General features: G+C 69.9%; 20 protein-coding genes. 13 read left to right on the top strand and 7 right to left on the bottom strand.

Going from position 1 to position 19,880, the window contains the following annotated elements; translation table 11 throughout:
• Nucleotides 1-49: 49 nt before the first annotated feature.
• The gene (locus JX005_RS13215) at nt 50-385 is read left to right on the top strand and encodes a potassium transporter Trk (RefSeq protein ID WP_214468007.1); all 336 of its coding nucleotides are present in this window, start codon (nt 50-52) and stop codon (nt 383-385) included.
• Nucleotides 386-397: 12 nt separating this feature from the next.
• On the opposite strand, the gene JX005_RS13210 is transcribed toward JX005_RS13215, so the two are convergent.
• Complete coding sequence (locus JX005_RS13210) at nt 398-1,009, bottom strand: zinc-binding alcohol dehydrogenase (protein WP_214468006.1); 612 nt, start codon at nt 1,007-1,009, stop codon at nt 398-400.
• A 185-nt stretch (nt 1,010-1,194) separates the two neighbouring features.
• Between JX005_RS13210 and purM the strand changes: the two genes are divergently transcribed.
• Genes purM through JX005_RS13195 form a run of 3 tightly spaced genes read left to right on the top strand, consistent with a single transcriptional unit; the run spans nt 1,195 to nt 5,089 of the window.
• The gene (gene purM, locus JX005_RS13205; RefSeq protein ID WP_214468005.1) at nt 1,195-2,349 is read left to right on the top strand and encodes a phosphoribosylformylglycinamidine cyclo-ligase; all 1,155 of its coding nucleotides are present in this window, start codon (nt 1,195-1,197) and stop codon (nt 2,347-2,349) included.
• 6 nt (nt 2,350-2,355) lie between these two features.
• A complete protein-coding gene (purF, locus tag JX005_RS13200) occupies nt 2,356-3,816 on the top strand; it encodes an amidophosphoribosyltransferase (protein ID WP_214468004.1) in 1,461 nt (486 codons plus the stop codon).
• A 43-nt stretch (nt 3,817-3,859) separates the two neighbouring features.
• On the top strand, nt 3,860-5,089 hold the full coding sequence (locus JX005_RS13195; protein ID WP_214468003.1) for an MFS transporter: 1,230 nt from the start codon (nt 3,860-3,862) through the stop codon (nt 5,087-5,089).
• A 38-nt stretch (nt 5,090-5,127) separates the two neighbouring features.
• Here the strand turns inward: JX005_RS13195 and JX005_RS13190 are convergent, their stop codons facing one another.
• Complete coding sequence (locus JX005_RS13190) at nt 5,128-5,304, bottom strand: DUF3073 domain-containing protein (protein WP_214468002.1); 177 nt, start codon at nt 5,302-5,304, stop codon at nt 5,128-5,130.
• A 159-nt stretch (nt 5,305-5,463) separates the two neighbouring features.
• Between JX005_RS13190 and JX005_RS13185 the strand changes: the two genes are divergently transcribed.
• Entirely contained in the window at nt 5,464-6,006 is a 543-nt protein-coding gene (locus JX005_RS13185) for a universal stress protein (RefSeq protein WP_214468001.1), read from the top strand.
• A 134-nt stretch (nt 6,007-6,140) separates the two neighbouring features.
• Here the strand turns inward: JX005_RS13185 and JX005_RS13180 are convergent, their stop codons facing one another.
• A complete protein-coding gene (locus tag JX005_RS13180) occupies nt 6,141-6,749 on the bottom strand; it encodes a PadR family transcriptional regulator (protein ID WP_214468000.1) in 609 nt (202 codons plus the stop codon).
• Nucleotides 6,746-7,639, bottom strand: coding sequence for a DUF4097 family beta strand repeat-containing protein (locus tag JX005_RS13175; RefSeq protein ID WP_214467999.1), 894 nt, complete (start codon nt 7,637-7,639; stop codon nt 6,746-6,748). Before JX005_RS13175 ends, JX005_RS13180 begins: the two co-directional genes overlap by 4 nt.
• Before the next feature lie 138 nt (nt 7,640-7,777).
• On the opposite strand from JX005_RS13175, the gene JX005_RS13170 reads away from it, so the two are divergent.
• A complete protein-coding gene (locus JX005_RS13170; RefSeq protein ID WP_214467998.1) occupies nt 7,778-8,557 on the top strand; it encodes a MerR family transcriptional regulator in 780 nt (259 codons plus the stop codon).
• 76 nt (nt 8,558-8,633) lie between these two features.
• Here the strand turns inward: JX005_RS13170 and JX005_RS13165 are convergent, their stop codons facing one another.
• Nucleotides 8,634-8,798 (bottom strand): hypothetical protein, encoded by a 165-nt coding sequence (locus tag JX005_RS13165; RefSeq protein ID WP_191765153.1) that lies wholly within the window; start codon nt 8,796-8,798, stop codon nt 8,634-8,636.
• A 236-nt stretch (nt 8,799-9,034) separates the two neighbouring features.
• Here JX005_RS13165 and JX005_RS13160 point away from each other — a divergent pair, with 236 nt between their 5' ends.
• The 5 genes from JX005_RS13160 (at nt 9,035) to JX005_RS13140 (ending at nt 14,863) form a co-directional block, all read left to right on the top strand.
• Complete coding sequence (locus JX005_RS13160) at nt 9,035-9,304, top strand: DUF7218 family protein (RefSeq protein WP_214467997.1); 270 nt, start codon at nt 9,035-9,037, stop codon at nt 9,302-9,304.
• 46 nt (nt 9,305-9,350) lie between these two features.
• Nucleotides 9,351-10,319, top strand: a complete 969-nt coding sequence (locus JX005_RS13155) for a DNA topoisomerase IB (RefSeq protein ID WP_214467996.1) — start codon at nt 9,351-9,353, stop codon at nt 10,317-10,319.
• 20 nt (nt 10,320-10,339) lie between these two features.
• Complete coding sequence (locus JX005_RS13150) at nt 10,340-10,762, top strand: fluoride efflux transporter FluC (RefSeq protein WP_214467995.1); 423 nt, start codon at nt 10,340-10,342, stop codon at nt 10,760-10,762.
• Entirely contained in the window at nt 10,759-11,154 is a 396-nt protein-coding gene (locus JX005_RS13145; protein ID WP_214468089.1) for a fluoride efflux transporter FluC, read from the top strand. The genes JX005_RS13150 and JX005_RS13145 overlap by 4 nt, the downstream gene beginning before the upstream one ends.
• Nucleotides 11,155-11,269: 115 nt before the next feature.
• Nucleotides 11,270-14,863 carry an efflux RND transporter permease subunit gene (locus tag JX005_RS13140; protein WP_307858586.1) on the top strand — a complete coding sequence of 1,198 codons (3,594 nt, stop codon included), beginning with the start codon at nt 11,270-11,272 and terminating at the stop codon, nt 14,861-14,863.
• 21 nt (nt 14,864-14,884) lie between these two features.
• Here JX005_RS13140 and JX005_RS13135 read toward each other — a convergent pair whose 3' ends face one another.
• Complete coding sequence (locus JX005_RS13135; RefSeq protein WP_214467994.1) at nt 14,885-15,961, bottom strand: DUF998 domain-containing protein; 1,077 nt, start codon at nt 15,959-15,961, stop codon at nt 14,885-14,887.
• Nucleotides 15,962-16,036: 75 nt separating this feature from the next.
• The gene (locus JX005_RS13130) at nt 16,037-16,672 is read right to left on the bottom strand and encodes a putative antibiotic biosynthesis monooxygenase (protein WP_214467993.1); all 636 of its coding nucleotides are present in this window, start codon (nt 16,670-16,672) and stop codon (nt 16,037-16,039) included.
• Between the two features lie 153 nt (nt 16,673-16,825).
• Between JX005_RS13130 and JX005_RS13125 the strand changes: the two genes are divergently transcribed.
• The gene (locus JX005_RS13125; protein WP_214467992.1) at nt 16,826-17,293 is read left to right on the top strand and encodes a hypothetical protein; all 468 of its coding nucleotides are present in this window, start codon (nt 16,826-16,828) and stop codon (nt 17,291-17,293) included.
• Between the two features lie 489 nt (nt 17,294-17,782).
• The gene (locus tag JX005_RS13120; RefSeq protein WP_214467991.1) at nt 17,783-19,858 is read left to right on the top strand and encodes a DEAD/DEAH box helicase; all 2,076 of its coding nucleotides are present in this window, start codon (nt 17,783-17,785) and stop codon (nt 19,856-19,858) included.
• Nucleotides 19,859-19,880: the final 22 nt, after the last annotated feature.

Below are 19,880 nucleotides of genomic sequence, written 5' to 3'. Positions count from 1 at the left end.
GCTCGATGACAGAGGCGCCGCCGGGCGGCAGGAGTGGGACAATGGATCCATGCCGGATCACGTCGAGGACCACATCGAGACCGTGCGCGTGCGCCGCGCGCCGAAGATCGCGGTGTTCCTCCTCGCCGGCGCAGCCCTCGGCGTCGTCGTCGCGATGATCCTCACCTTCGCGTTCGACGGATCGGCCGAGAAGAGCCCCAACACCGGCCTCGTCTACTCGCAGGGACAGGTCTTCGGCTTCCTCCTGCTCATCTGCATCCCCGTCGGGCTCGCGCTGGCCGGGCTCGTGGCCCTCTGGTTCGACCGGCGCTCGAGCGCGCACACGCGGGAGGTCACGGTCGACCACGAGTCGGTGCAGTCCGACGAGGACGACCGCGCGCTCTGACCCCGGCCGGCCTCAGGCCAGTTCGGCGATGATCGGATGGATGGCGGCGTCGAACGCCGCGACGTCTCCGCGCAGGCCGTCGGTGACGGCGATCGTGAGCGAGCCGATCCACCACACTCCTCGCTGATTCAGCGGGAGCACCTGCACGTTGAGCTCGAACGAGTGGGCGCGACGGCCGATCTGCCGTTCGTGCTCGGCGATCGCGCTCGCGTACGCCCGGTACGCCGTGCCCGACCCCGGGCTGGCATCCCGGCGGTAGCGGGCATGGGCCGACTGCGAGAAAGCCAGCGCCTCGGCGGAGTGCGGTGCGACGGCCGCGCGCAGCGCCTCTGCTCCGTGGGACGGAAGGGCGAGCAGCGTGTCGTACCCCTCGACGAGGTCGAGTGGAACCGGCGACGGGTGCGCCTGCGGCTCGACCGTCATCGCCCAATACTCGCGCCACTGCCGTTCGAGGAGCGCCTGGGCGTCTTCGGGCCGGTCGTTGACGCGCGGTGGGATGCCTCGCAGATACGGCAGCTCGTCAGGGGAGCGGATGCCCAGCACCTGCCGAAGATAGAGCGCAAGAAGGACGGGCTGACCCGCGTCTTCGCGGATCAGCCATTCCGGAGCACCGGTGCCGCCCATGTCGCCATTCTAGAACCGGCCACTCCCATCGAGCCCGTTCTCCCGCCTGCCGAATCGCCCTTCCCCCTCCGGTTGAGAGTCCAGGACGCGCCGTCGCCCGACCCGGCGGCGCGGCGTGCCCTGGACACTCGACGGAGGGCCGTCACGCGGCATCCGCTCGCTCAGCGCGCCGGTAGGCTGGATACGTGGCCTCCTCTTCGCCCGATGCCCCCTCCTCCACGCCGGTGAACCCCTATACCGCCGCCGGAGTCGACACCGCCGCTGGCGACCTCGCCGTTGAGCTGATGAAGTCGGCCGTCCGCCGTACCCACGGGCCCGAGGTCCTGGGCGGAGTCGGCGGATTCGCCGGCCTGTTCGACGCGTCGGCGTTCAAGGCGTACGACAAGCCGCTCCTCGCCACGAGCACCGACGGCGTCGGCACCAAGGTCGCGATCGCCCAGGCGATCGACAAGCACGACACCATCGGCCTCGACCTCGTCGGCATGGTCGTCGACGACATCGTCGTGGTCGGTGCGAAGCCGCTCTTCATGACCGACTACATCGCATGCGGCAAGGTCTTCCCCGAGCGCATCGCCGACATCGTCCGCGGCATCGCCGCCGGCTGCCACGAGACCGGCACCGCGCTGATCGGCGGCGAGACCGCTGAGCACCCCGGCCTGCTCGGCATCAACGACTACGACGTGGCAGGTGCGGCGACGGGCGTCGTCGAGGCCGGCCGCGTCCTCGGTGCCGACCACGTGCGCGACGGCGACGTCGTCCTCGCACTCGCCAGCTCGGGCCTCCACTCCAACGGCTACTCGCTCGTGCGGCACATCGTCGCCGGCGCCGGCATCCAGTACGGCGATCGCGCCGCCGACCTCGGCACCGACGGCATCACGTGGGGCGAGGCGCTGCTCGAGCCCACCCGCCTCTACGCCCAGCCGCTCCTGCGCCTCATCGCCGAGACGAAGGACGCCGTGCACGCCCTCAGCCACGTCACGGGCGGCGGCATCGCGGCCAACCTCGCGCGCGTGCTGCCGCAGGGCACGTGGGTCGAGGTCGACCGGTCGACCTGGTCGCCGCCGCCCGTCTTCCGCGTGCTCGCCGACCTCGGCGACCTCGATCTTCAGTCGACCGAGGGAACGTGGAACCTCGGCATCGGCTTCCTCGCGGTCGTGGCCGCCGAGAAGGCGGAGGCCGCGGCATCCGCTCTCTCTCACGAGGGCATCGCGACCTGGCAGGTCGGCGTGGTGCGCGGTGGCAGCCGGCCGGAGGGCGAGTTCGAGCAGGGCGCCAAGGGCGTCGACGGCGGCGCCGTGCGCCTCGTCGGCGCATACAGCGAGAACAACGGAGCGAAGTAACACCCCATGTGCGGAATCGTCGGGATGGTCGGCAGGGGCAACGTCAACCAGGAGATCTACGACTCGCTCCTCCTGCTGCAGCACCGCGGCCAGGACTCCACAGGCATCGCGACGGCCGAGACCAACGGCGTCTTCCACGTGCACAAGGAGAAGGGGCAGGTGCGCGAGGCGTTCCGCACGCGCGACATGCGCGCGCTGCTCGGCAACCTCGGCCTCGGGCACGTGCGCTACGCGACGAAGGGCACGGCCTCGAGCGAGGAGGAGGCGCAGCCCTTCTACGTGAACGCGCCGTACGGCATCGTCCTCGTGCACAACGGCAACCTCACCAACACCCGCGAGCTCACCGACGAGCTGTTCCACAAGGACCGCCGGCACCTCAACACCTCGTCCGACACCGAGCTCCTGGTCAACGTGCTGGCCAACGAGCTGCAGGGCGCGATCTCCGGCGTCGAGCTGGAGCCCGACCAGGTCTTCCAGGCCGTCAGCCGGGTGCACGAGCGCGTCGAGGGCTCGTACGCCGCGATCGCGCTGATCGCCGGCTATGGCCTTCTCGCCTTCCGCGACCCGTTCGGCATCCGGCCGCTCATCCTCGGCACGCGCAAGAACGAGGACGGCAGCTACGAGTGGGTCGTCACGAGCGAGTCGCTCGTGCTCGAGAACGGTGAGTTCGAGGTCGTCCGCGACGTCGACCCCGGCGAAGCGGTCTTCATCGACCTCGACGGCCACCTCCACACCCGTCAGTGCGCGGCCGACCCGAAGCTCGTGCCGTGCTCGTTCGAGTACGTGTACCTCGCCCGTCCCGACTCGGTCATGAACGGCATCTCCGTCTACGAGGCGCGCCTGCGCATGGGCGAGCGCCTGGCCGACACGATCGCCAAGTACACGCCGAAGGATGCGATCGACGTCGTCATGCCGATCCCCGACTCGTCGCGGCCGGCGGCCATGCAGGTCGCCCGCAAGCTCGGCATCGAGTACCGCGAGGGCTTCTACAAGAACCGCTACGTCGGGCGCACGTTCATCATGCCCGGGCATGCGGTGCGCAAGAAGAGCGTGCGCCAGAAGCTCAACGCGATGTCGAGCGAGTTCAAGGGCAAGAACGTGCTCCTCATCGACGACTCGATCGTGCGCGGGACGACGTCCAAGGAGATCATCCAGATGGCGCGGGATGCCGGAGCCAAGAGCGTCACATTCGCGTCGGCCGCCCCGCCCGTGCGCTACCCGCACGTCTACGGCATCAACATGCCGTCGCGTCACGAGCTCGTGGCCCACGGCCGAACGATCCCCGAGATCGCCGAGGAGCTGGGCGCCGACTACATGGTTTACCAGGAGGTCGAGGATCTGAAGGCGGCGATCCTGGAGGGCTCCGACGTGGACGACCTCGACATGAGCTGCTTCGACGGCCGCTACATCACGGGCACCGTGTCGGAGGAGTACCTGGCCTGGGTCGAGGGCTCGCAGGAGTCGTGACGCGCGGCGAGCCGAGGCCTTCGGTCGCCCCTAGGCTTGACCGGTGAGTCCTTCTCCTGCCCGCCCGCTCTGGCAGGGACGCGCACTCGCCCTCGTCGGGATCGTCCTCTTCGCCTTCTCGCTGCGCTCGGCGGTCGCCTCGCTGTCGCCGCTGTTCGACCACATCTCGGCCGAGTACGACGTGCCGTCCGCGGTGATCGGGCTCATCGGCACCGCGCCGCCGGTCTGCTACGCGATCTTCGGGCTCCTCACCCCGGCGCTGGAGCGCCGCTTCGGCCTCGAACGCCTCGCCGTGGCGGCGATGGCGGTGGTGACCCTCGGGCTGATCGCGCGCGCGCTCGCGCCGAACTCGGGGCTGCTGCTGGCCGGCACCGCGCTCATCTTCGCGGCCGTCGGCACCGGCAACATCCTGCTGCCCCCGCTCGTGAAGCGGTACTTCCCCGATCGCATCGGCCTGCTCACGACGGTGTTCTCGACGACGATGGCCGTGGCGACGTTCGTGCCGCCCCTCGTCGCCGTGCCGGTGGCGGACGCTGCGGGCTGGCGCCTCTCGCTGGGACTGTGGGCCTTCTTCGCCGTGCTGGCGATGGTGCCCTGGATCGGGCTGGCTGCGCGCCGCCGCGCGGCGACCGCGGACGACGACATCGAGCAGCCCCCGCCCGGCGTGCTCAGCCGCATGTGGCGGCTGCCGCTCGCGTGGGCTCTCATGGTCGGCTTCGCGGTGTCGAGCTCGCTCGCGTACACGGCGTTCGTGTGGCTGCCGACGATCCTCATCGAAGTCGCCGGCGTCACACCGGCGGTCGCGGGGATGCTGCTCTCGCTCTTCGCCTTCATGGGCCTGCCGGTGTCGCTGCTCGTGCCGCTGCTGGTGACGCGCGGGAACGCGACCCGCGCGCTGTTCGGCGTCTCCGTCGTGACCGGACTCGTGGGCATCGCCGGACTGCTCTTCGCGCCGACCACCGTGCCCTGGCTGTGGGTCGCTCTGCTCGGGCTCGCTCCACTGCTGTTCCCGATGATCCTGGTGCTGCTCGGGCTCCGCACCCGGACCCACGAGGGCTCGGTGGCCCTCAGCGGTTTCGTGCAGAGCGTCGGCTACGCGATCGCGGCGCTGTTCCCGTTCGGGATCGGTCTGATTCACGAGCTCACCGGGTCATGGACCATCCCGCTGGTCATCCTCGCCGCGGTCATGGCGTCGGCGATCCCCGCCGGAGTCGTCGCGGCGCGCAAGCACACCGTCGAAGACGACTGGGAGAGTCGTCACGGCGCGTGGTGAGACTTCCGCTCAGGCGTCGCCGAAGGACGGCGTGACGACTACGCCTTCTCGTCCTCGTACTCGTCGGAGTACTGGTCCGCCCACTTGTCGACGTACTGCTCGTCGGACGGGTGCCCGAGCTCGCGCTCGAGCGCTCCGTAGTTGACGCTGTGCACGTCGTACTTGAGTTCGCGGGCGATCTTGGTGTGCTTCGCCTTCTGACGGCCACGCCCCATGCGAGACCCCCTCATTTGTGAGTCGCGGGCTTCTGGATGCCCGCCGCAACGACGCCGGCTCGAGGCCGGTAAGAGTAGCATTCAGGATAACACGGAGCCTCCGCACCCCGGCGGGCTCCTCCTTGGGTGTGGGACCGGCGCAAGAGGGAGCGACGACGCATGACGGACGAGGCATCGGACCAGGCGGCCCCCGCCGCAGCGAATGAGGCACTGCGCGGAGCGGTCATCGTGGGGGTCATCCCCGACCAGTCCACGCGGGTGCTGGGCGAGGGCGCCCGGTATGCGAAGCTCCTCGGCGCGCCGCTCGTCGTGGTCCATGTCGACGTCACGCGCTTCGTCACGTACGAAGACCCCGACGGGTATGTGCACTCCGCGCCCATCGACCTCAACATCGCCGCAGGCGAGGGCGATCTTGTCAAAGTGACCGACACGGCGACTTCATTCCTCGCCGGACATGACCTCGAGTGGAGCGTCCGGCAGCTCGTCGGCGACCCGGCCATGGCGATCAAGCAGCTCGCCGAGAAGCTCGACGCGAAGCTGATCGTCGTCGGCACCCGCAAGCGTGGGCTCGGCGAGTCGATCCGCGAGTTCTTCACCGGCTCCGTCGCCGCGCGCCTCGCGCACCGGCAGCACCGCAGCATCCTCGTCGTCCCGCTCGGCGAGCCGGTGGCCGACGACGAGGAGATCTGGCCGACGGCGTAGGCGTTTCGTCTCGCTGCGCTCGCTCGACGACCCGGGGGCTGGCGCTCGCTCAACGACCCGGGGGTGGGCTGCGCTCGCTCAACGACCCGTCCCGCTGCGCCCGGTTCACGAGCGCAGCGAGACGGGAAGTGGCGTCAGCCCTTCAGAGCCCGCGTCACATCGCGGGCGATGCGATCCAGGTCGTTCGCGAGCTCGTCCACGAACGTCGTGGCCAGCACGCCGCCACGCGCGACGTGAGACCGGAGGTCGCTGCGCAGCCGGGCGCGGAACTCGCTGATCGCGGCATCCGCTCGATGCAGCTGCTCGCGGCTGAGCACGCGCGGGTCGTCGCTCTCGGAAGGCTGCGGCGCGGACTGGCGTTCGTCGGCGCTCGCCGCCGCCAGATCGGCCCGCAGGCTCTTCATCGCCTCGCGGACGCTGCCGCGCACCTCGTCGGCGATCAGGCGGACCGAGTCGGCCAGGCCTGCTTCGATGCCTTCGAGGTCACCGGCGCGGGACTGCACCTCGGCGTGCCCGGCCTCGGTGATCGAGTAGACGGTCTTGCGGCCGTCGATCGACTTGGTCACGAGTCCTTCTTCCTCGAGCTTGGCCAGTCGCGGGTAGATCGTGCCCGCGCTGGGGGTGTAGGTGCCACCGGTGCGGTCGGAGAGCGCCTGCATGATGTCGTAGCCGTGCCGCGGGCCCTCGTCGAGGAGGTTCAGCAGGTACAGGCGCAGGTCGCCGTGGGAGAAGACGGGGCTCATCGCCACTCCTCCCCGGCCTCGTCCGTCGACTCCACGCCGGCCGGTGCGCTCGGCCCGGCCGGTGCCGCCGGCGAGGCGGCCCGGCGCAGCACGGTGACGTCGCCCGAGACCGAGTTGGCGCGCACGTCGGCGAAGTTGCCGCTGAGCTCGCCGACCGATCCCGAGAAGTTCGTCGTCGGCCCGGTGCCCTTTCCGGAGCGCAGCACGCCGTCGACCTGCACGCGACCGCTGACGCTGCGCATGACGTAGTTGGCGGGATAGCCCTCGTCGAGCCGGATGGTCGACGAGCCGCTCACGGTGTTGAGGTTCACGGCGTGGAGGTCGCCGGTCGAGTCGATGAGCATCGAGCCCGAGACGGTGTCGACGGTCGCCTTGCGCAGCGAGCCGGTAGCCGCGACGTCGCCCGAGACGCTGTTGGCGTTGAGCGAGCCGACCAGACCGCGGGCCTGCACGTCGCCGGAGACGGCGTTGACGGTGAGATCGCCGGTGAGGCCGTCGACGATGATGTCGCCGGAGACGGTGTTGAGGCGGGCATCCGTGTGCAGTCCCGCGACGAGCGCGCTCGCGCTCACGACACCGAGTGTCAGCGCGACCGAGCGGGGGACCGCCACGCTGATCTCGGCCTTCGGCCCGCCGTCGCCGAAGTTGCGGAAGACCTCGAGGAAGTTGTCCCACCGCAGCTGCGGGTGGTCGATCTCGACCGCATCGCCGACGACCTCGATGCGGAGGTCTTTGATGGTGACGCCGTGCACCTCGATGCGGGCGCCGGGCTCGTCGTGGGCGATGACGTCGATCTGGCCTCCGACCAGGCCGACCTTGAGGCGGCTGACGGTCTCGAGGTCGATGACGCGCGTCTCGCCCGGGTGAATGATCCACTTCTCCAGGGTCATGGTGCTCTCCAGGTGTGTTGAGGGATTATCGCGATATATCGCGTCTGTGGAGAGTAACACGATATATCGCGAGATCGTCAAGAACCGGGAGGATTCACGCTTGACCTTGACGCCACGTCAACCTTTACCGTGGGTCACATGAACGCAGACGAGTGGTCGATCCAGCAGATCGCGAAGATCGCCGGAACGACGAGCCGCGCGCTCCGGCACTACGGCGACATCGGGCTTCTTCCCGCGTCGCGCATCGGATCCAACGGCTACCGCTACTACGACCAGGCCGCGCTCGTGCGCCTGCAGCGCATCCTGCTGCTGCGCGAGCTCGGTCTCGGGCTGCCGCAGATCGCGGACGTCCTCGGGCGCGAAGCGTCCGAGGCGCACGCCCTGGAGAGTCACCTCGCGTGGCTCCGGCAGGAGCAGGACCGGCTGGCGCGACAGGTCGCGTCGGTGGAGAGCACCATCACAGCACTGAGAGGAGGTGAACGACTGATGGCAGAGAACATGTTCGACGGATTCGACCACACCCAGTACAAGGGGGAGGTCGAAGAGCGCTGGGGCAAGAAGGCCTACGCCGACAGCGACCGCTGGTGGCGGGGAATGAGCGCCGACGACAAGAAGGCGTGGCAGCAGCGCGTCGCAGACCTCGGTCGCGACTGGATCGCGGCCGCCGAGAGCGGGATCGCTCCCGACAGCGACGAAGCGCAGGCTGTCGCCCGGCGTCACGTGGAGTGGCTCACCGGCATCCCCGGCACACCCGCCGCGGGTCCCGGGGGCGACGTCCGCGGCTACGTGATCGGGCTGGGTGAGATGTATGTGTCCGACCCGCGATTCGGCGCGAACTACGCGACCAGCGCCGGCGGCACTGCCGGCGCCGAGTTCGTGCGGGACGCCCTGCGCGTCTACGCCGAGGCGAACCTCTAGGAGCAGAAACGCGGATGCCGCGGCCCGATGGGCTGCGGCATCCGTGCTTCCAGAGGGATGACTCCGGAGAGTCGTGTCACACGCGTCGGCTGCCGCCGATTACTCGGAACAGGAACGCGATGAGTGCGATCACACCGACGATCAGGGCGACCCACAGCAGCCAGCTCAGCGCGCTGTTCAGGCCTCCGACGATCGCCAGAACGACAGCGACGACGATGATGATGATCAAGGCGAGGTTCATGGAGGTTCTCCTTCTCCTTTGTCGGTGCGCGGGGTCTGCGCATCGGATGCCCTATCGGCACGTGATCACCTTGGCATCCGCAGTGACCCGTTGTCAGGGGCTTGACGGCGCGTCGCCGACGGTGATAGCCGCGGGCTGGGCCTGCGTAGGCGCGTGCGAGCATGCTGTCAAGCCCCCGGAACCGGGCCCCGCGGGGCCCTAGCGTGGCGTCACCACCCAACGATCGAGGAGGAGCCATGCCTCGCGGACGCGGTTCGAACAGCCTCAAGGATCCGGAGCTCTACGAGGAGCTTCGCGACGACGGGGCCTCCAAGGAGAAGGCGGCGCGCATCTCGAACGCGGCAGCGCGCGACGGCCGCAGGAAGGTCGGCGAACGAGGCGGCGAGTCCGGCTCGTACGAAGACTGGACGGTCGACGATCTGCGCAAACGGGCCAAGGAGCTCGGCATCACGGGCTACTCGGGCAAGAAGAAGTCCCAGCTCATCGATATGCTGCGCAACCACTGACACGCGCACGGGGGCGCAGCCGCCGCAACGAACAGGAAGGTGACGGATGCCGAAGCTCTCGCGCGTGCGCCCCTTCCATGACCCCGGATACCTTCGGCGGCGCGCGGGCACCGGCTTCCGGTACGTCGACGCCAAGGGCACGGCGGTCCCCGACCGGCATCTGGAGCGCATCCGCGCGCTCGTGATCCCGCCGGCGTGGGAGGACGTCTGGATCTGCGTCGACGCGGACGGCCACATCCAGGCCGTCGGCACCGATGACGCCGGCCGGCGCCAGTACATCTACCACCCGGAATGGACGGCCGGGCGCGACAAGCGCAAGTTCGCGCGGGCCCTGCAGCTCGCCGAGACCCTGCCGCGCGCTCGCGCACGGGTGACGACGTCGCTCCGGCGCAGCGCGCTCGACCGCGAGCGGGTGCTCGCGACGGCGTTCCGGCTGCTCGACCAGGCGGCTCCGCGCATCGGCTCCGAGCGGTACCTGGCGGCGCACGGCAGCCGCGGGCTCACGACCCTGCAGCGGCGGGATGCCTCGGTCGAGGCATCCGTCGTCACGCTCTCGTTCCCCGGCAAGAGCGGCAAGCGCCAGTTCCTCGAGGTGGACGACGGCGACCTCGCCGCGGTGGTGGAGCTGCTCGCCGCGGGCCGCCCGCGGTCCCCGCTGCTCGCGTGGGAGCGCGGACGCCGCCGTGTCGCCCTCACTCCGGGTGAGGTCAACGACTACGTCCGGTCGCTCACCGGCGGACGGTTCACGGCGAAGGACTTCCGCACGCTGCGGGGAACCATCCTCGCCGCGGAGGCGCTCGCCCGCATCGGCACCGTCGACACACCGAACCAGCGCAAGCGCGCCGAGAACCTGGCGGTGCGCGCGACGGCCGAGGCGCTCGGCAACACCCCCGCGGTCGCGCGCGGCTCGTACATCGATCCCCGGGTGTTCGCCCGGTACCGCGACGGCCATGTGCTCGATCTGTCGGTCTCGCCGGAGTCGGCGATCCTCGCTCTCATCCGCGGGCGACGCTGATGCGCCGCTAGCGTGAGGGGATGACCTCGCGACGGCACCCCGTCGAGCTGCGCGCCCTCGGATACGTCGTCGCCGGCGGCGCACTCGGAGTGCTCGCGCGTGCCGGACTGCTTGCGCTCATCGACGACGCCGCGCTGGTCCCCTGGGTCACCCTCGGCGTCAACGCCATCGGATCGTTCCTGCTCGGCGTGGTCGTCGGCGCCCTCGCCGACCGGCATCCGCACACCCGCGCCTTCCTCGGCACCGGCGTGCTCGGCGGCTTCACCACCTACAGCGCGTTCGCGGTCGAGACCGCCGTATGGCTGGCGTCCCCGGGGCTCGCGCTCGCGCTGGCCGCGGCATCCGTCACCGCCGGTGTTGTCGGCGCGGTCGCCGGACTCCTCACGGGGCGCGCGCTCGCGGGGCGCTCGGCGACCGCCGCCGAACCGGGGGAGGCGGAGTGAGCCGGGCGCTGGAGCTTCTCGTCATCGCGGTCGCCGGAGGTGCGGGCGCGGGGCTGCGCTACGTGCTCGACCGCGTGATCGGAACGCGGGGCGCCGGCCGGTTCCCGCTCGGAATCCTCGTCGTCAACGTCACCGGCTCGCTCGCGCTCGGCGTGCTGACGGGCCTCGGCGCGCTCGTGGCACCGCAGCTGGCGCTGGTGCTCGGCACCGGCCTGCTCGGCGGCTATACGACCTTCAGCGCCGTGTCCGTCGACTCGGTGCTGCTCGCCGAGCGCGGACGGTGGAGGGATGCCGCGGCCGACCTCCTCGGCACGCTCGTGCTCTCGGTGGCCGCCGCGGCCCTGGGCGTGGGCGCAGGGCTGTGGATCGCGAGCGCCGTGGGCGGCGCCTGACAGCCGATCCACAGGCCGCGCTCAGAGAACCGGATGAGATACTTGGGCCGATACATTCCCGTATCCGTCACGTTCCGGCGCGCCTGGCTGCGCCCCCATTCCTGCGAAGGCATCCGTGTCGAACCTCGCCGTCCTCAGTCTCAAGAACCGCGCACTGATCGCGCTGGTCACGATCGTCGCCGCCATCTTCGGCAGCCTCGCGCTCGTGAACCTCAAGCAGGAGCTGATCCCGTCGATCGAGTTCCCTGCGCTCATCGTCGTCTCGACGTACCCGGGCGCTTCGCCGGAGGTCGTGAACAACGACGTCTCGACCCCGATCGAGACCGCGATCCAGGGAGTGCCCGGCCTCGAGTCGAGCACGGCGACCAGCACGACGAACGCGTCGATCGTGCAGGCGTCGTTCACCTACGGGACCGACCTCGCCACGGCCGAGCAGAAGATGACGCAGGCGATCAACCGGATCAGCTCGCAGCTGCCCGACGGCGTCGATCCCAACGTGATCTCGGCGAGCATCGACGACTTCCCCGTCATCCAGCTGGCCGTCACCGGCTACGACGACGAGGAGACGATCCAGGCGCAGCTCGAGGCATCCGTCATCCCCGATCTCGAGGATGTCGCGGGCGTCAACGCGGCGGAGATCGTCGGCGGCGCAGGCCAGCGCGTCACCATCACGCCCGACGACGCCGAGCTCGCTGCCGCGGGCTTCACGACGCAGGCCATCCGCGACGCCCTCGATCAGAACGGCGTCCTCTTCCCGGGTGGCGAGATCACGGAGGGCGACGAGACGCTCACAGTTCAGACCGGCAGCAAGATCGCCTCGGTCGACGAGATCGCCGCGCTCCCGCTGGTTCCGTCGACGCCCGAGCAGACGCAGGCCGGGACGGTCACGATCGGCGACGTCGCGACCGTCGCGCAGGAGCAGGATCCCATCACGACCATCTCGCGCGTCAACGGCGAAGACGCGCTGACGATCGCGGTCACCAAGCTGCCCGCGGCGAACACCGTCGACGTCTCGCGCGGAGTCCTCGACGTGCTGCCCTCGCTCGAGGAATCGCTCGACGGTGCGACGTTCACCGTCGTGTTCGACCAGGCGCCCTACATCCAGGAGTCGATCGACACCCTCGCGAAGGAGGGGCTCCTGGGCCTGGTCTTCGCGGTGCTCGTCATCCTCGTCTTCCTCCTGTCGGTGCGGGCGACGCTCGTCACCGCGATCTCGATCCCGACCAGCGTGCTCATCACGTTCATCGGCATCCAGGCCTTCGGATACTCGCTGAACATCCTGACCCTCGGCGCGCTGACGATCGCCATCGGACGAGTGGTCGACGACTCGATCGTCGTCATCGAGAACATCAAGCGCCATTACGTGGGCGACGCCGGCAAGACGCAGTCGATCCTGCTGGGCGTGCGCGAGGTCGCCGCCGCGATCACGGCCTCGACGATCACCACGGTCGCGGTGTTCCTGCCGATCGCCTTCGTCGGCGACGTCACGGGCGAGCTGTTCCGCCCGTTCGCGATGACCGTCACGATCGCCATGGTGGCGTCGCTGTTCGTCGCGCTGACGATCGTGCCGGTGCTCGCCTACTGGTTCCTCCGCCCCGGAAAGCCCCTGCTCGACGCGAACGGCGAGGCGATCGATCCCGAGCACCCCGCGGCGCCGCCGAGCCGCCTGCAGAAGAGCTACCTGCCGATCCTGCGCTGGACGCTCAAGCACTCGTGGATCACCCTGCTGCTCGCGGTGCTGGTGCTCGCCGGGACCATCGCGGCCGCACCGTTCATGAAGACGAACTTCCTCGGCGACTCGGGCCAGAACACGTTCACGATGACCCAGTCGATCGGCGCTGCGCCGAGCCTCGAGGCCGAGAGCGCCGCAGCCGAGCAGGTCGAGGATGCGCTCGTCGGCATCGAGGGGATCGAGACCGTCCAGGTGTCGATCGGCTCGAGCGGCTCGGCGCTCCGCGACGCCTTCACCGGCGGCGGAAGCGGCATCACGTACTCGATCACGACCGACCCCGACGTAGACCAGGTCGCGCTGCGCGAAGAGGTCCAGGAGGCGGTGGCCGATCTCGACGACGCCGGCACGATCACCGTCGCCGCGGCGGGCGGCGGCTTCGGCTCGAGCGATATCGAGATCGACGTCACGGCGCCCGACTCCGCGACGCTGCAGGAGGCGACCGACGCGGTCGTCGCCGCCGTCGACGGTGAGGAGGGCGTCGGTCAGGTCTCCAGCAACCTGTCAGCATCGCTCCCGTACATCGCCGTGATCGTCGACCGGGACAAGGCCGCGGCGCTCGGTCTCTCGGAGGTCGCCGTCGGCGCACTCGTCTCCAACACGATGCAGCCCCAGTCGATCGGCGCGGTGGAGATCGACGACACGTCGCTGACGGTCTACCTCGCCGCGCCTGAGACTCCCGCCTCGCTCGATGACCTGCGTCAGCTGCCGGTGCCCAGTGCCGCCGGCCCGATCCCGCTGCAGGACGTCGCCACCGTGGAGGAGAGCGAAGGCCCGACCTCGATCACCACCGAGGGCGGTCAGCGCACCGCCACCGTGACGGTGACGCCCTCCACCGACGACCTCACCACGGCCAGCGCCACGGTGACGACGGCGCTGGAGGAGGCCGACCTGCCGGCCTCGGCCGACGCCTCCCTCGGCGGCGTCGTCTCGCAGCAGCAGGACGCCTTCTCACAGCTCGGCCTGGCGCTGCTCGCCGCGATCCTGATCGTCTACATCGTGATGGTCGCGACGTTCAAGTCGCTCCGGCAGCCGCTGCTGCTGCTGATCTCGGTGCCGTTCGCGGCGACCGGTGCGATCCTGCTGCAGATCATCACGGGCGTGCCGCTCGGCGTCGCCTCGCTCATCGGCGTGCTCATGCTCATCGGCATCGTCGTGACGAACGCCATCGTGCTGGTCGACCTCGTCAACCAGTACCGGACGAAGGGCCTCACCGCCCACGACGCGACGATCGCGGGCGGCTCTCGCCGTCTGCGCCCGATCCTCATGACGGCGCTGGCGACGATCTTCGCGCTCACCCCGATGGCGCTCGGCATCACAGGTCAGGGCGGCTTCATCTCGCAGCCTCTGGCGATCGTCGTGATCGGCGGACTGGTGTCGTCGACCGTGCTGACGCTGCTCGTGCTCCCGACCCTGTACAACCTCGTCGAGGGCGCCCGGGAGCGCCGCATCGCGCGTCGTCGCGGAGACGAGGGCGACGCGGGCGGCTCGTACGCTCCGTCTTCCAGCCCCACGGGCGGGGCGGATGCCGCGAACCCCGCGCTCGTCGGAGCCGCCGCCGGCGGTGCGGTCATGACGCGGCGCGAGCGGCGTGCGCTCGCCGCGGGCTCTGCGCCGGCCGATACGACGGCGGTCGAGGCCGTGCCGGACGTCGAGCCGGAGGGTGAGGCGCTGACTGAAGCCGACGCCGCGCCGGAAGGTGACGCCGAAGCGGGCGAGGGTGAGGCTGAGCGCACGGCTGGTGACGAGAGCGAGTCGGATGCTGCGACGGAGGCTCCCGCGGAGCCCGATGGTGCACCTGATGCCGAGACTGAAGCGGAAGCCGAAGCCCCCGAGCCGGAGCCGGAGCCGGAGCCCGAGCCCGAGCCTCAGCCGGAGCCCGAGCCCGAGCCCGAGCCCATGGGCGACGACGCATCGGTCGAGCAGGTCGACGGCGAGCAGAACGCCGAAGGCGACGGCGAACCGCAGCGCGACCAGTGACGCCGCCGGTGCGGCCGCGTCTCAGTCGCGGCGGCCGGCGGCTCCCAGGAAGCGGATGAACACCGCGATCCAGCCGAAGATCAGCGCGAAGACGATGATCTCGAACGCGGTCAGCGAGAAGTAGCCGACCACGGGGATGAAGAGGATGACCGACAGCACGGTCGCGCCGAGGAACGCCCACGACGAGACGAAGTAGGTGCGCGGCATCCCTCTCAGCAATCCGGGTCCGCTGATGAGCAGGACCACGAACATCGCCGCCATCCCTGAAGCGGAGATGTTGTGGAGCGCGAGGTTGACGTCGACGGGGAAGATGCCGACGCAGGCGAGCATGATGCCCATCACGACGAAGAGCGCGGGAACGATCCTCACTCCCCGGGGATTGGCGAGCACTCCGGCGGCGGCCAGAGCCTCCATGTCGTTGGCGATATAGACGGCGAAGGTCGTCACCAGGAGGCCGCCCGCGATGAGCGTGCCGTTGAAGATCGCGCTCGAGAGGTTGTCGAACGTGCCGAGCTGGCTGAAGTGGACCATCCACCACTCGGGGTCGGGCGTCGTCACCATCGCGGTGAGCGTGCCGATCACGATGAATGCCATGAGCAGAGACGACATGCGCTGCGTCGTCATGCTCGACACCGACAGGTACACGATGTAGGCGGTCATCCCGAGCGTCACCGCCATCAGCACGACCGCCCAGAACGTGACCACCGGCAGGCCGATGAACCCGAGGGCGAGCACGCGGTAGAGGGCATAGGTGGTGAGGAACGCGAGCACGGTGTGCACGATCACGACCGAGACGGTGTTGACGGTGAACTTCCACGACGGAAGGGTGCGGCGCCACTCCTGACCCGGACGGCTCCGCGAGCGCCAGTAGCCGGCGACCGACACGGCGGCGCCGACCACGGCCGCGCCGATCGCCGCCCACTGGGCGAACGGGTCGTCGTCGGCGATGCTCAGCGAGGTGGCGATGAGGGAGACGACGAAGCCGTAGACGCCACCGACCACGCCCGCACCGAGAGCGAGATAGATCGCCTCGGACTCGGTGTGCTTGGCGGGCGTGGGAGTGCCGCCGGAAGCGGCCGCCGTGCGGGGCGAGGTCATGGCGCCAGTGTAGGACCGGCGATGGCGCGGTCCCGCGACACGCGCAAAGCGGGTGCCGTGGCGCGGGCGGTCGGCTCAGCCGGCGCGGTGGAGCCAGGGACGCAGCATCCGCGTCACCCACGGCAGCACGAAGTACGTCATGACCGGCGTCAGCAGCAGGGTCGCGAGGAGGACGCGCACGAGGAGCGGCCACTCGCCGAAGCCGGGGACATAGCCGAGCAGCCACGATGCCAGCAGATTCGTCGGGAAGAATCCGAGCCAGATCGCGACAGCCTGCTTCCAGCGAGGGGGCGCTGCGGGGATCGGCTGCTGGATGGGGCCGGTCGGGGCTGCGGCATCCGACTCGATCCGTGACTCACCGGTGTCGACGTGTGTCGCGGCGGGAGCGTCGAACCAGCCCTCGATGCCGGTGCGGCGCTCGACGCGGACTTCGCTCGCGAACGTGCGCCCCGAATCGAGCCACCAGTCGCGCTGGGGCGACTGCTCCCACGCCTCGAGGGTCGGGATGTCGCGGAAGCGGTAGAGCATGTACCAGAGGTCGCTCGCCTCGCCGGCTCGAACCCAGCCCGATCCGAGGAAGCCCGCGAAGCCGGTCGCGAGATCAGTGCCGGCCTGCATCCAGCTCGTCGCCTCGACGGTGCGGGACGGGTCGATCCGACGCTCGATCGCGACGGTGACGGGATGGGCTGCGGGTTCTGACATGTCGTCCATTCCACACGGTCGATCGGGTCCGCCCCATCGGCCGCGGCCGGCTCGGGCTGCGAGATGGCGCACGCCGCCAGCACGCGGGGCAGCACGATCAGCCAGGCGCCGACGGCCGTGAAGCCGACGAACTCGAAGCACGCGAGGGTGATGACGCCGCACGTGAGCAGGACCATCCCGGAGGCGAGGAGGACGACGCAGCTGCTCGATGCCAGGCGGAACACGCGCGCGAAGCCGGGGATGCCGAGGCTCCACGCCACGATGGCGAGGAGCGAGAGGCCCAGGCCGGCAGCCGCGAGATCGTGCAGCTCGGTGCTGACCGTGAGCGGGATGAGCCCGACGACCGTCAGGTGCAGGCCCGCCGAGACCACCGCAGTGCGGAATGCCCGAGACACGAGGCGGGGGGTGGTCCGGGGAAGCACGGTGACGACGACGACGCCGTACGTGGCAAGCAGGAAGCCGGCGATGATCGCGGTGGAGTTGAAGACGTGGGCCGAGAAGTCATCGAACGTGCCGAGCTGCGAGAAGTGCAGCTGCCACCACAGCGGATCGCGGGTGGTGAGAACGGCGACGAGGACGCCGGCGACGAGCGCGGTGATCGCGCTCCGGCTGAAGTGGTGGGCGCTATGAGGCGGGTGTTCGCGGACGGCGAGCAGCCGCGCGTGCTGGGTGACGCTCGAGGGTTCGGGCGGTGCGAGGAGGGTCAACGGACTCACGTTCTGTGTGTGCGGCGATACTCCGAACACGCCGACCCCCCAAGTCGTACGTCTCGGAGATCGTCGCGCTAACGCGGACTTGATCCCCAGATCAGCGAATGAACCGCTGGGCATATGATAACGCCCCGCAAGTGAGAACCTACAGGGTGTGTGGTTTTCGTCACAGGCGACTTCTCAGGAGGGTCCGGTAAACTCGTCGGGTCGGCTCTGGACACTGCGCTGTGCGCGGATGGGTTTGTGAGTCCTAGGGGCCGATGGTGGAGACGATTCCGTCTCGACGACCATCGATTGAATGGCCCCCGGCCGACGACAGTCCGGGCAACTCCCCGCCGCCAGAGCGGCGTCGCACGCGTGCGATCTTCAGGAGTGCTGTTCTCGCGGAACAACCCAGAAGGACACCCCCATGCCCAAGAGCAAGAAGCCCGCCGGCGGACGCCCCGCCAAGAACTTCGAGCCGCGCTACGCCGCCAAGACCAGCTACCAGGACCGCAAGCGCCGTCCGGGTGACGCGTCGGCCGGCAAGCCCGGCAGCAAGAGCCCGAGCCACCGCGGCTACCGTCCTGAGGAGTCGACGGATGCCGCGCCCAAGCGCCGCTGGTCGGCCCAGGAGCGCGCCGGCCGCGACGAGGCACGCGGCATCCGCACGCACTCGGCGGCGGGCCGTGACGACCGCGCGCGTCGCGACGACCGTCCGGCCCGCTCGTACGACGACCGTCCGAAGCGTTCGTTCGATGACCGTCCGAAGCGGGACGACCGTCCGGCTCGTTCGTTCGATGACCGTCCGAAGCGCTCGTTCGATGACCGTCCGAAGCGGGACGACCGTCCGGCTCGTTCGTTCGACGACCGTCCGAAGCGCTCGTTCGATGACCGTCCGAAGCGGGACGACCGTCCGGCTCGTTCGTTCGACGATCGGCCGAAGCGCTCGTTCGACGACCGCCCCCGCCGTGACGACCGTCCGGCACGGCCCGCTCACCTCGATCGCGTCGCCCGCGACGATCGCCGTTCGTTCGGCGACGCCCGCCCCTCCTACCGCCGCGACGAGCGGCCGGCCCGCTCCTTCGACGACCGCCCCAAGCGCTCCTTCGATGACCGCCCCAAGCGCTCCTTCGATGACCGCCCGAAGCGTTCGTTCGACGACCGCCCCAAGCGCTCGTCCGACGACCGCCCGCGCCGCGGCGCAGCACCCGCCCGCTCGGACTGGAATGCGCCCGCCCGGTCGGCGGCGCACGAAGCCCACGTCGACGTCGTGCACGAGCGTCTGCAGGCTGACGCCGTGCAGGCCGGTGAAGTCGCGGACGTGACCTTCGGCGACCTCGGGCTCGGCGAGAACATCGTCGCCGTCCTGGCCGACCTCGGAGCGGCGAGCCCCTTCCCGATCCAGGCCGCCACCATTCCGTCCATCCTCGAGGGCAAGGACGTGCTCGCCCGCGGCCGCACCGGATCTGGCAAGACGATCGCGTTCGGCGGTCCTCTCGTCGAGAGCGTGCTGCGCTCGCAGCGCGGGCAGCGGCGCGAGTTCGGCCGCGCGCCGAAGGCGCTCATCCTCGCCCCGACGCGTGAACTCGCGCTGCAGATCGACCGCACGATCCAGCCCATCGCCCGCAGCGTCGGCCTGTTCACGACGCAGATCTACGGCGGCGTTCCGCAGGGTCGCCAGGTCGGTGCGCTCAAGAAGGGCGTCGACATCATCATCGGCACACCCGGGCGCATCGAAGACCTCGTGAACCAGGGCAAGCTCGACCTGTCCGAGATCCGCATCGTGGTGCTCGACGAGGCCGATCACATGTGCGAACTGGGCTTCCTCGAGCCTGTGCAGCGCATCCTGCGCCTCACCGCCGACGCCAGCCAGAAGCTGCTCTTCTCGGCGACGCTCGACCGCGAGGTCGCCGCGCTGGTCGACGAGTTCCTCGTCGAGCCCGCCGTGTACGAGGTGGCGGGGGAGGACCAGGACTCCGGCACGATCGAGCACCGCGTCCTCGTCATCGAGCACCGCGACAAGGCGGAGATCCTCGAGTCGCTCGTCGGACGCGAGGGCAAGACCCTCGTCTTCGCCCGCACCCGCGCCTACGCCGAGATGCTCGCCGAGCAGCTCGACGACGCCGGCATCCGTGCGCTCGCCCTGCACGGCGACCTCAATCAGGCCAAGCGCACGCGCAACCTGGAGCGGCTCACGTCAGGTCGCGTGCAGGTTCTCGTGGCGACGGATGTCGCGGCCCGAGGCATCCATGTCGATGACATCGATCTCGTGGTGCAGGCCGACGCTCCCGACGAGTACAAAACGTACCTTCACCGCTCCGGCCGCACCGGCCGCGCGGGGCGCTCGGGCACCGTCGTCACGCTGATCACGCGTCAGCGCCGCCGCCGCATGACCGAGCTCCTCGACCGCGCGGAGATCGATGCGCCGTTCGAAGAGGTGCGCCCCGGCGACGACCTGCTCGAGGAACTCAGCGGCCGTCAGCTCGCGCACGTCGACGCGTAGCAGCACGTTTCAGAAGGCCCGG

It is taken from the genome of Microbacterium flavescens, assembly GCF_018588945.1.
Classification (GTDB): domain Bacteria; phylum Actinomycetota; class Actinomycetes; order Actinomycetales; family Microbacteriaceae; genus Microbacterium; species Microbacterium flavescens.
The sequence above is the reverse complement of the archived record's forward strand: the minus strand, read 5'-3'. Positions and strand labels throughout refer to the sequence as shown.

Bases quoted from the DNA above. Each gene is read 5' to 3' on its own strand.
- JX005_RS13215 (WP_214468007.1), top strand. From the start codon at position 50: ATGCCGGATCACGTCGAGGACCACATCGAGACCGTGCGCGTGCGCCGC.
- JX005_RS13210 (WP_214468006.1), bottom strand. From the start codon at position 1,009: ATGGGCGGCACCGGTGCTCCGGAATGGCTGATCCGCGAAGACGCGGGT.
- purF (WP_214468004.1), top strand. From the start codon at position 2,356: ATGTGCGGAATCGTCGGGATGGTCGGCAGGGGCAACGTCAACCAGGAG.
- JX005_RS13190 (WP_214468002.1), bottom strand. From the start codon at position 5,304: ATGGGGCGTGGCCGTCAGAAGGCGAAGCACACCAAGATCGCCCGCGAA.
- JX005_RS13185 (WP_214468001.1), top strand. From the start codon at position 5,464: ATGACGGACGAGGCATCGGACCAGGCGGCCCCCGCCGCAGCGAATGAG.
- JX005_RS13180 (WP_214468000.1), bottom strand. From the start codon at position 6,749: ATGAGCCCCGTCTTCTCCCACGGCGACCTGCGCCTGTACCTGCTGAAC.
- JX005_RS13175 (WP_214467999.1), bottom strand. From the start codon at position 7,639: ATGACCCTGGAGAAGTGGATCATTCACCCGGGCGAGACGCGCGTCATC.
- JX005_RS13170 (WP_214467998.1), top strand. From the start codon at position 7,778: ATGAACGCAGACGAGTGGTCGATCCAGCAGATCGCGAAGATCGCCGGA.
- JX005_RS13165 (WP_191765153.1), bottom strand. From the start codon at position 8,798: ATGAACCTCGCCTTGATCATCATCATCGTCGTCGCTGTCGTTCTGGCG.
- JX005_RS13160 (WP_214467997.1), top strand. From the start codon at position 9,035: ATGCCTCGCGGACGCGGTTCGAACAGCCTCAAGGATCCGGAGCTCTAC.
- JX005_RS13155 (WP_214467996.1), top strand. From the start codon at position 9,351: ATGCCGAAGCTCTCGCGCGTGCGCCCCTTCCATGACCCCGGATACCTT.
- JX005_RS13150 (WP_214467995.1), top strand. From the start codon at position 10,340: ATGACCTCGCGACGGCACCCCGTCGAGCTGCGCGCCCTCGGATACGTC.
- JX005_RS13135 (WP_214467994.1), bottom strand. From the start codon at position 15,961: ATGACCTCGCCCCGCACGGCGGCCGCTTCCGGCGGCACTCCCACGCCC.
- JX005_RS13130 (WP_214467993.1), bottom strand. From the start codon at position 16,672: ATGGACGACATGTCAGAACCCGCAGCCCATCCCGTCACCGTCGCGATC.
- JX005_RS13120 (WP_214467991.1), top strand. From the start codon at position 17,783: ATGCCCAAGAGCAAGAAGCCCGCCGGCGGACGCCCCGCCAAGAACTTC.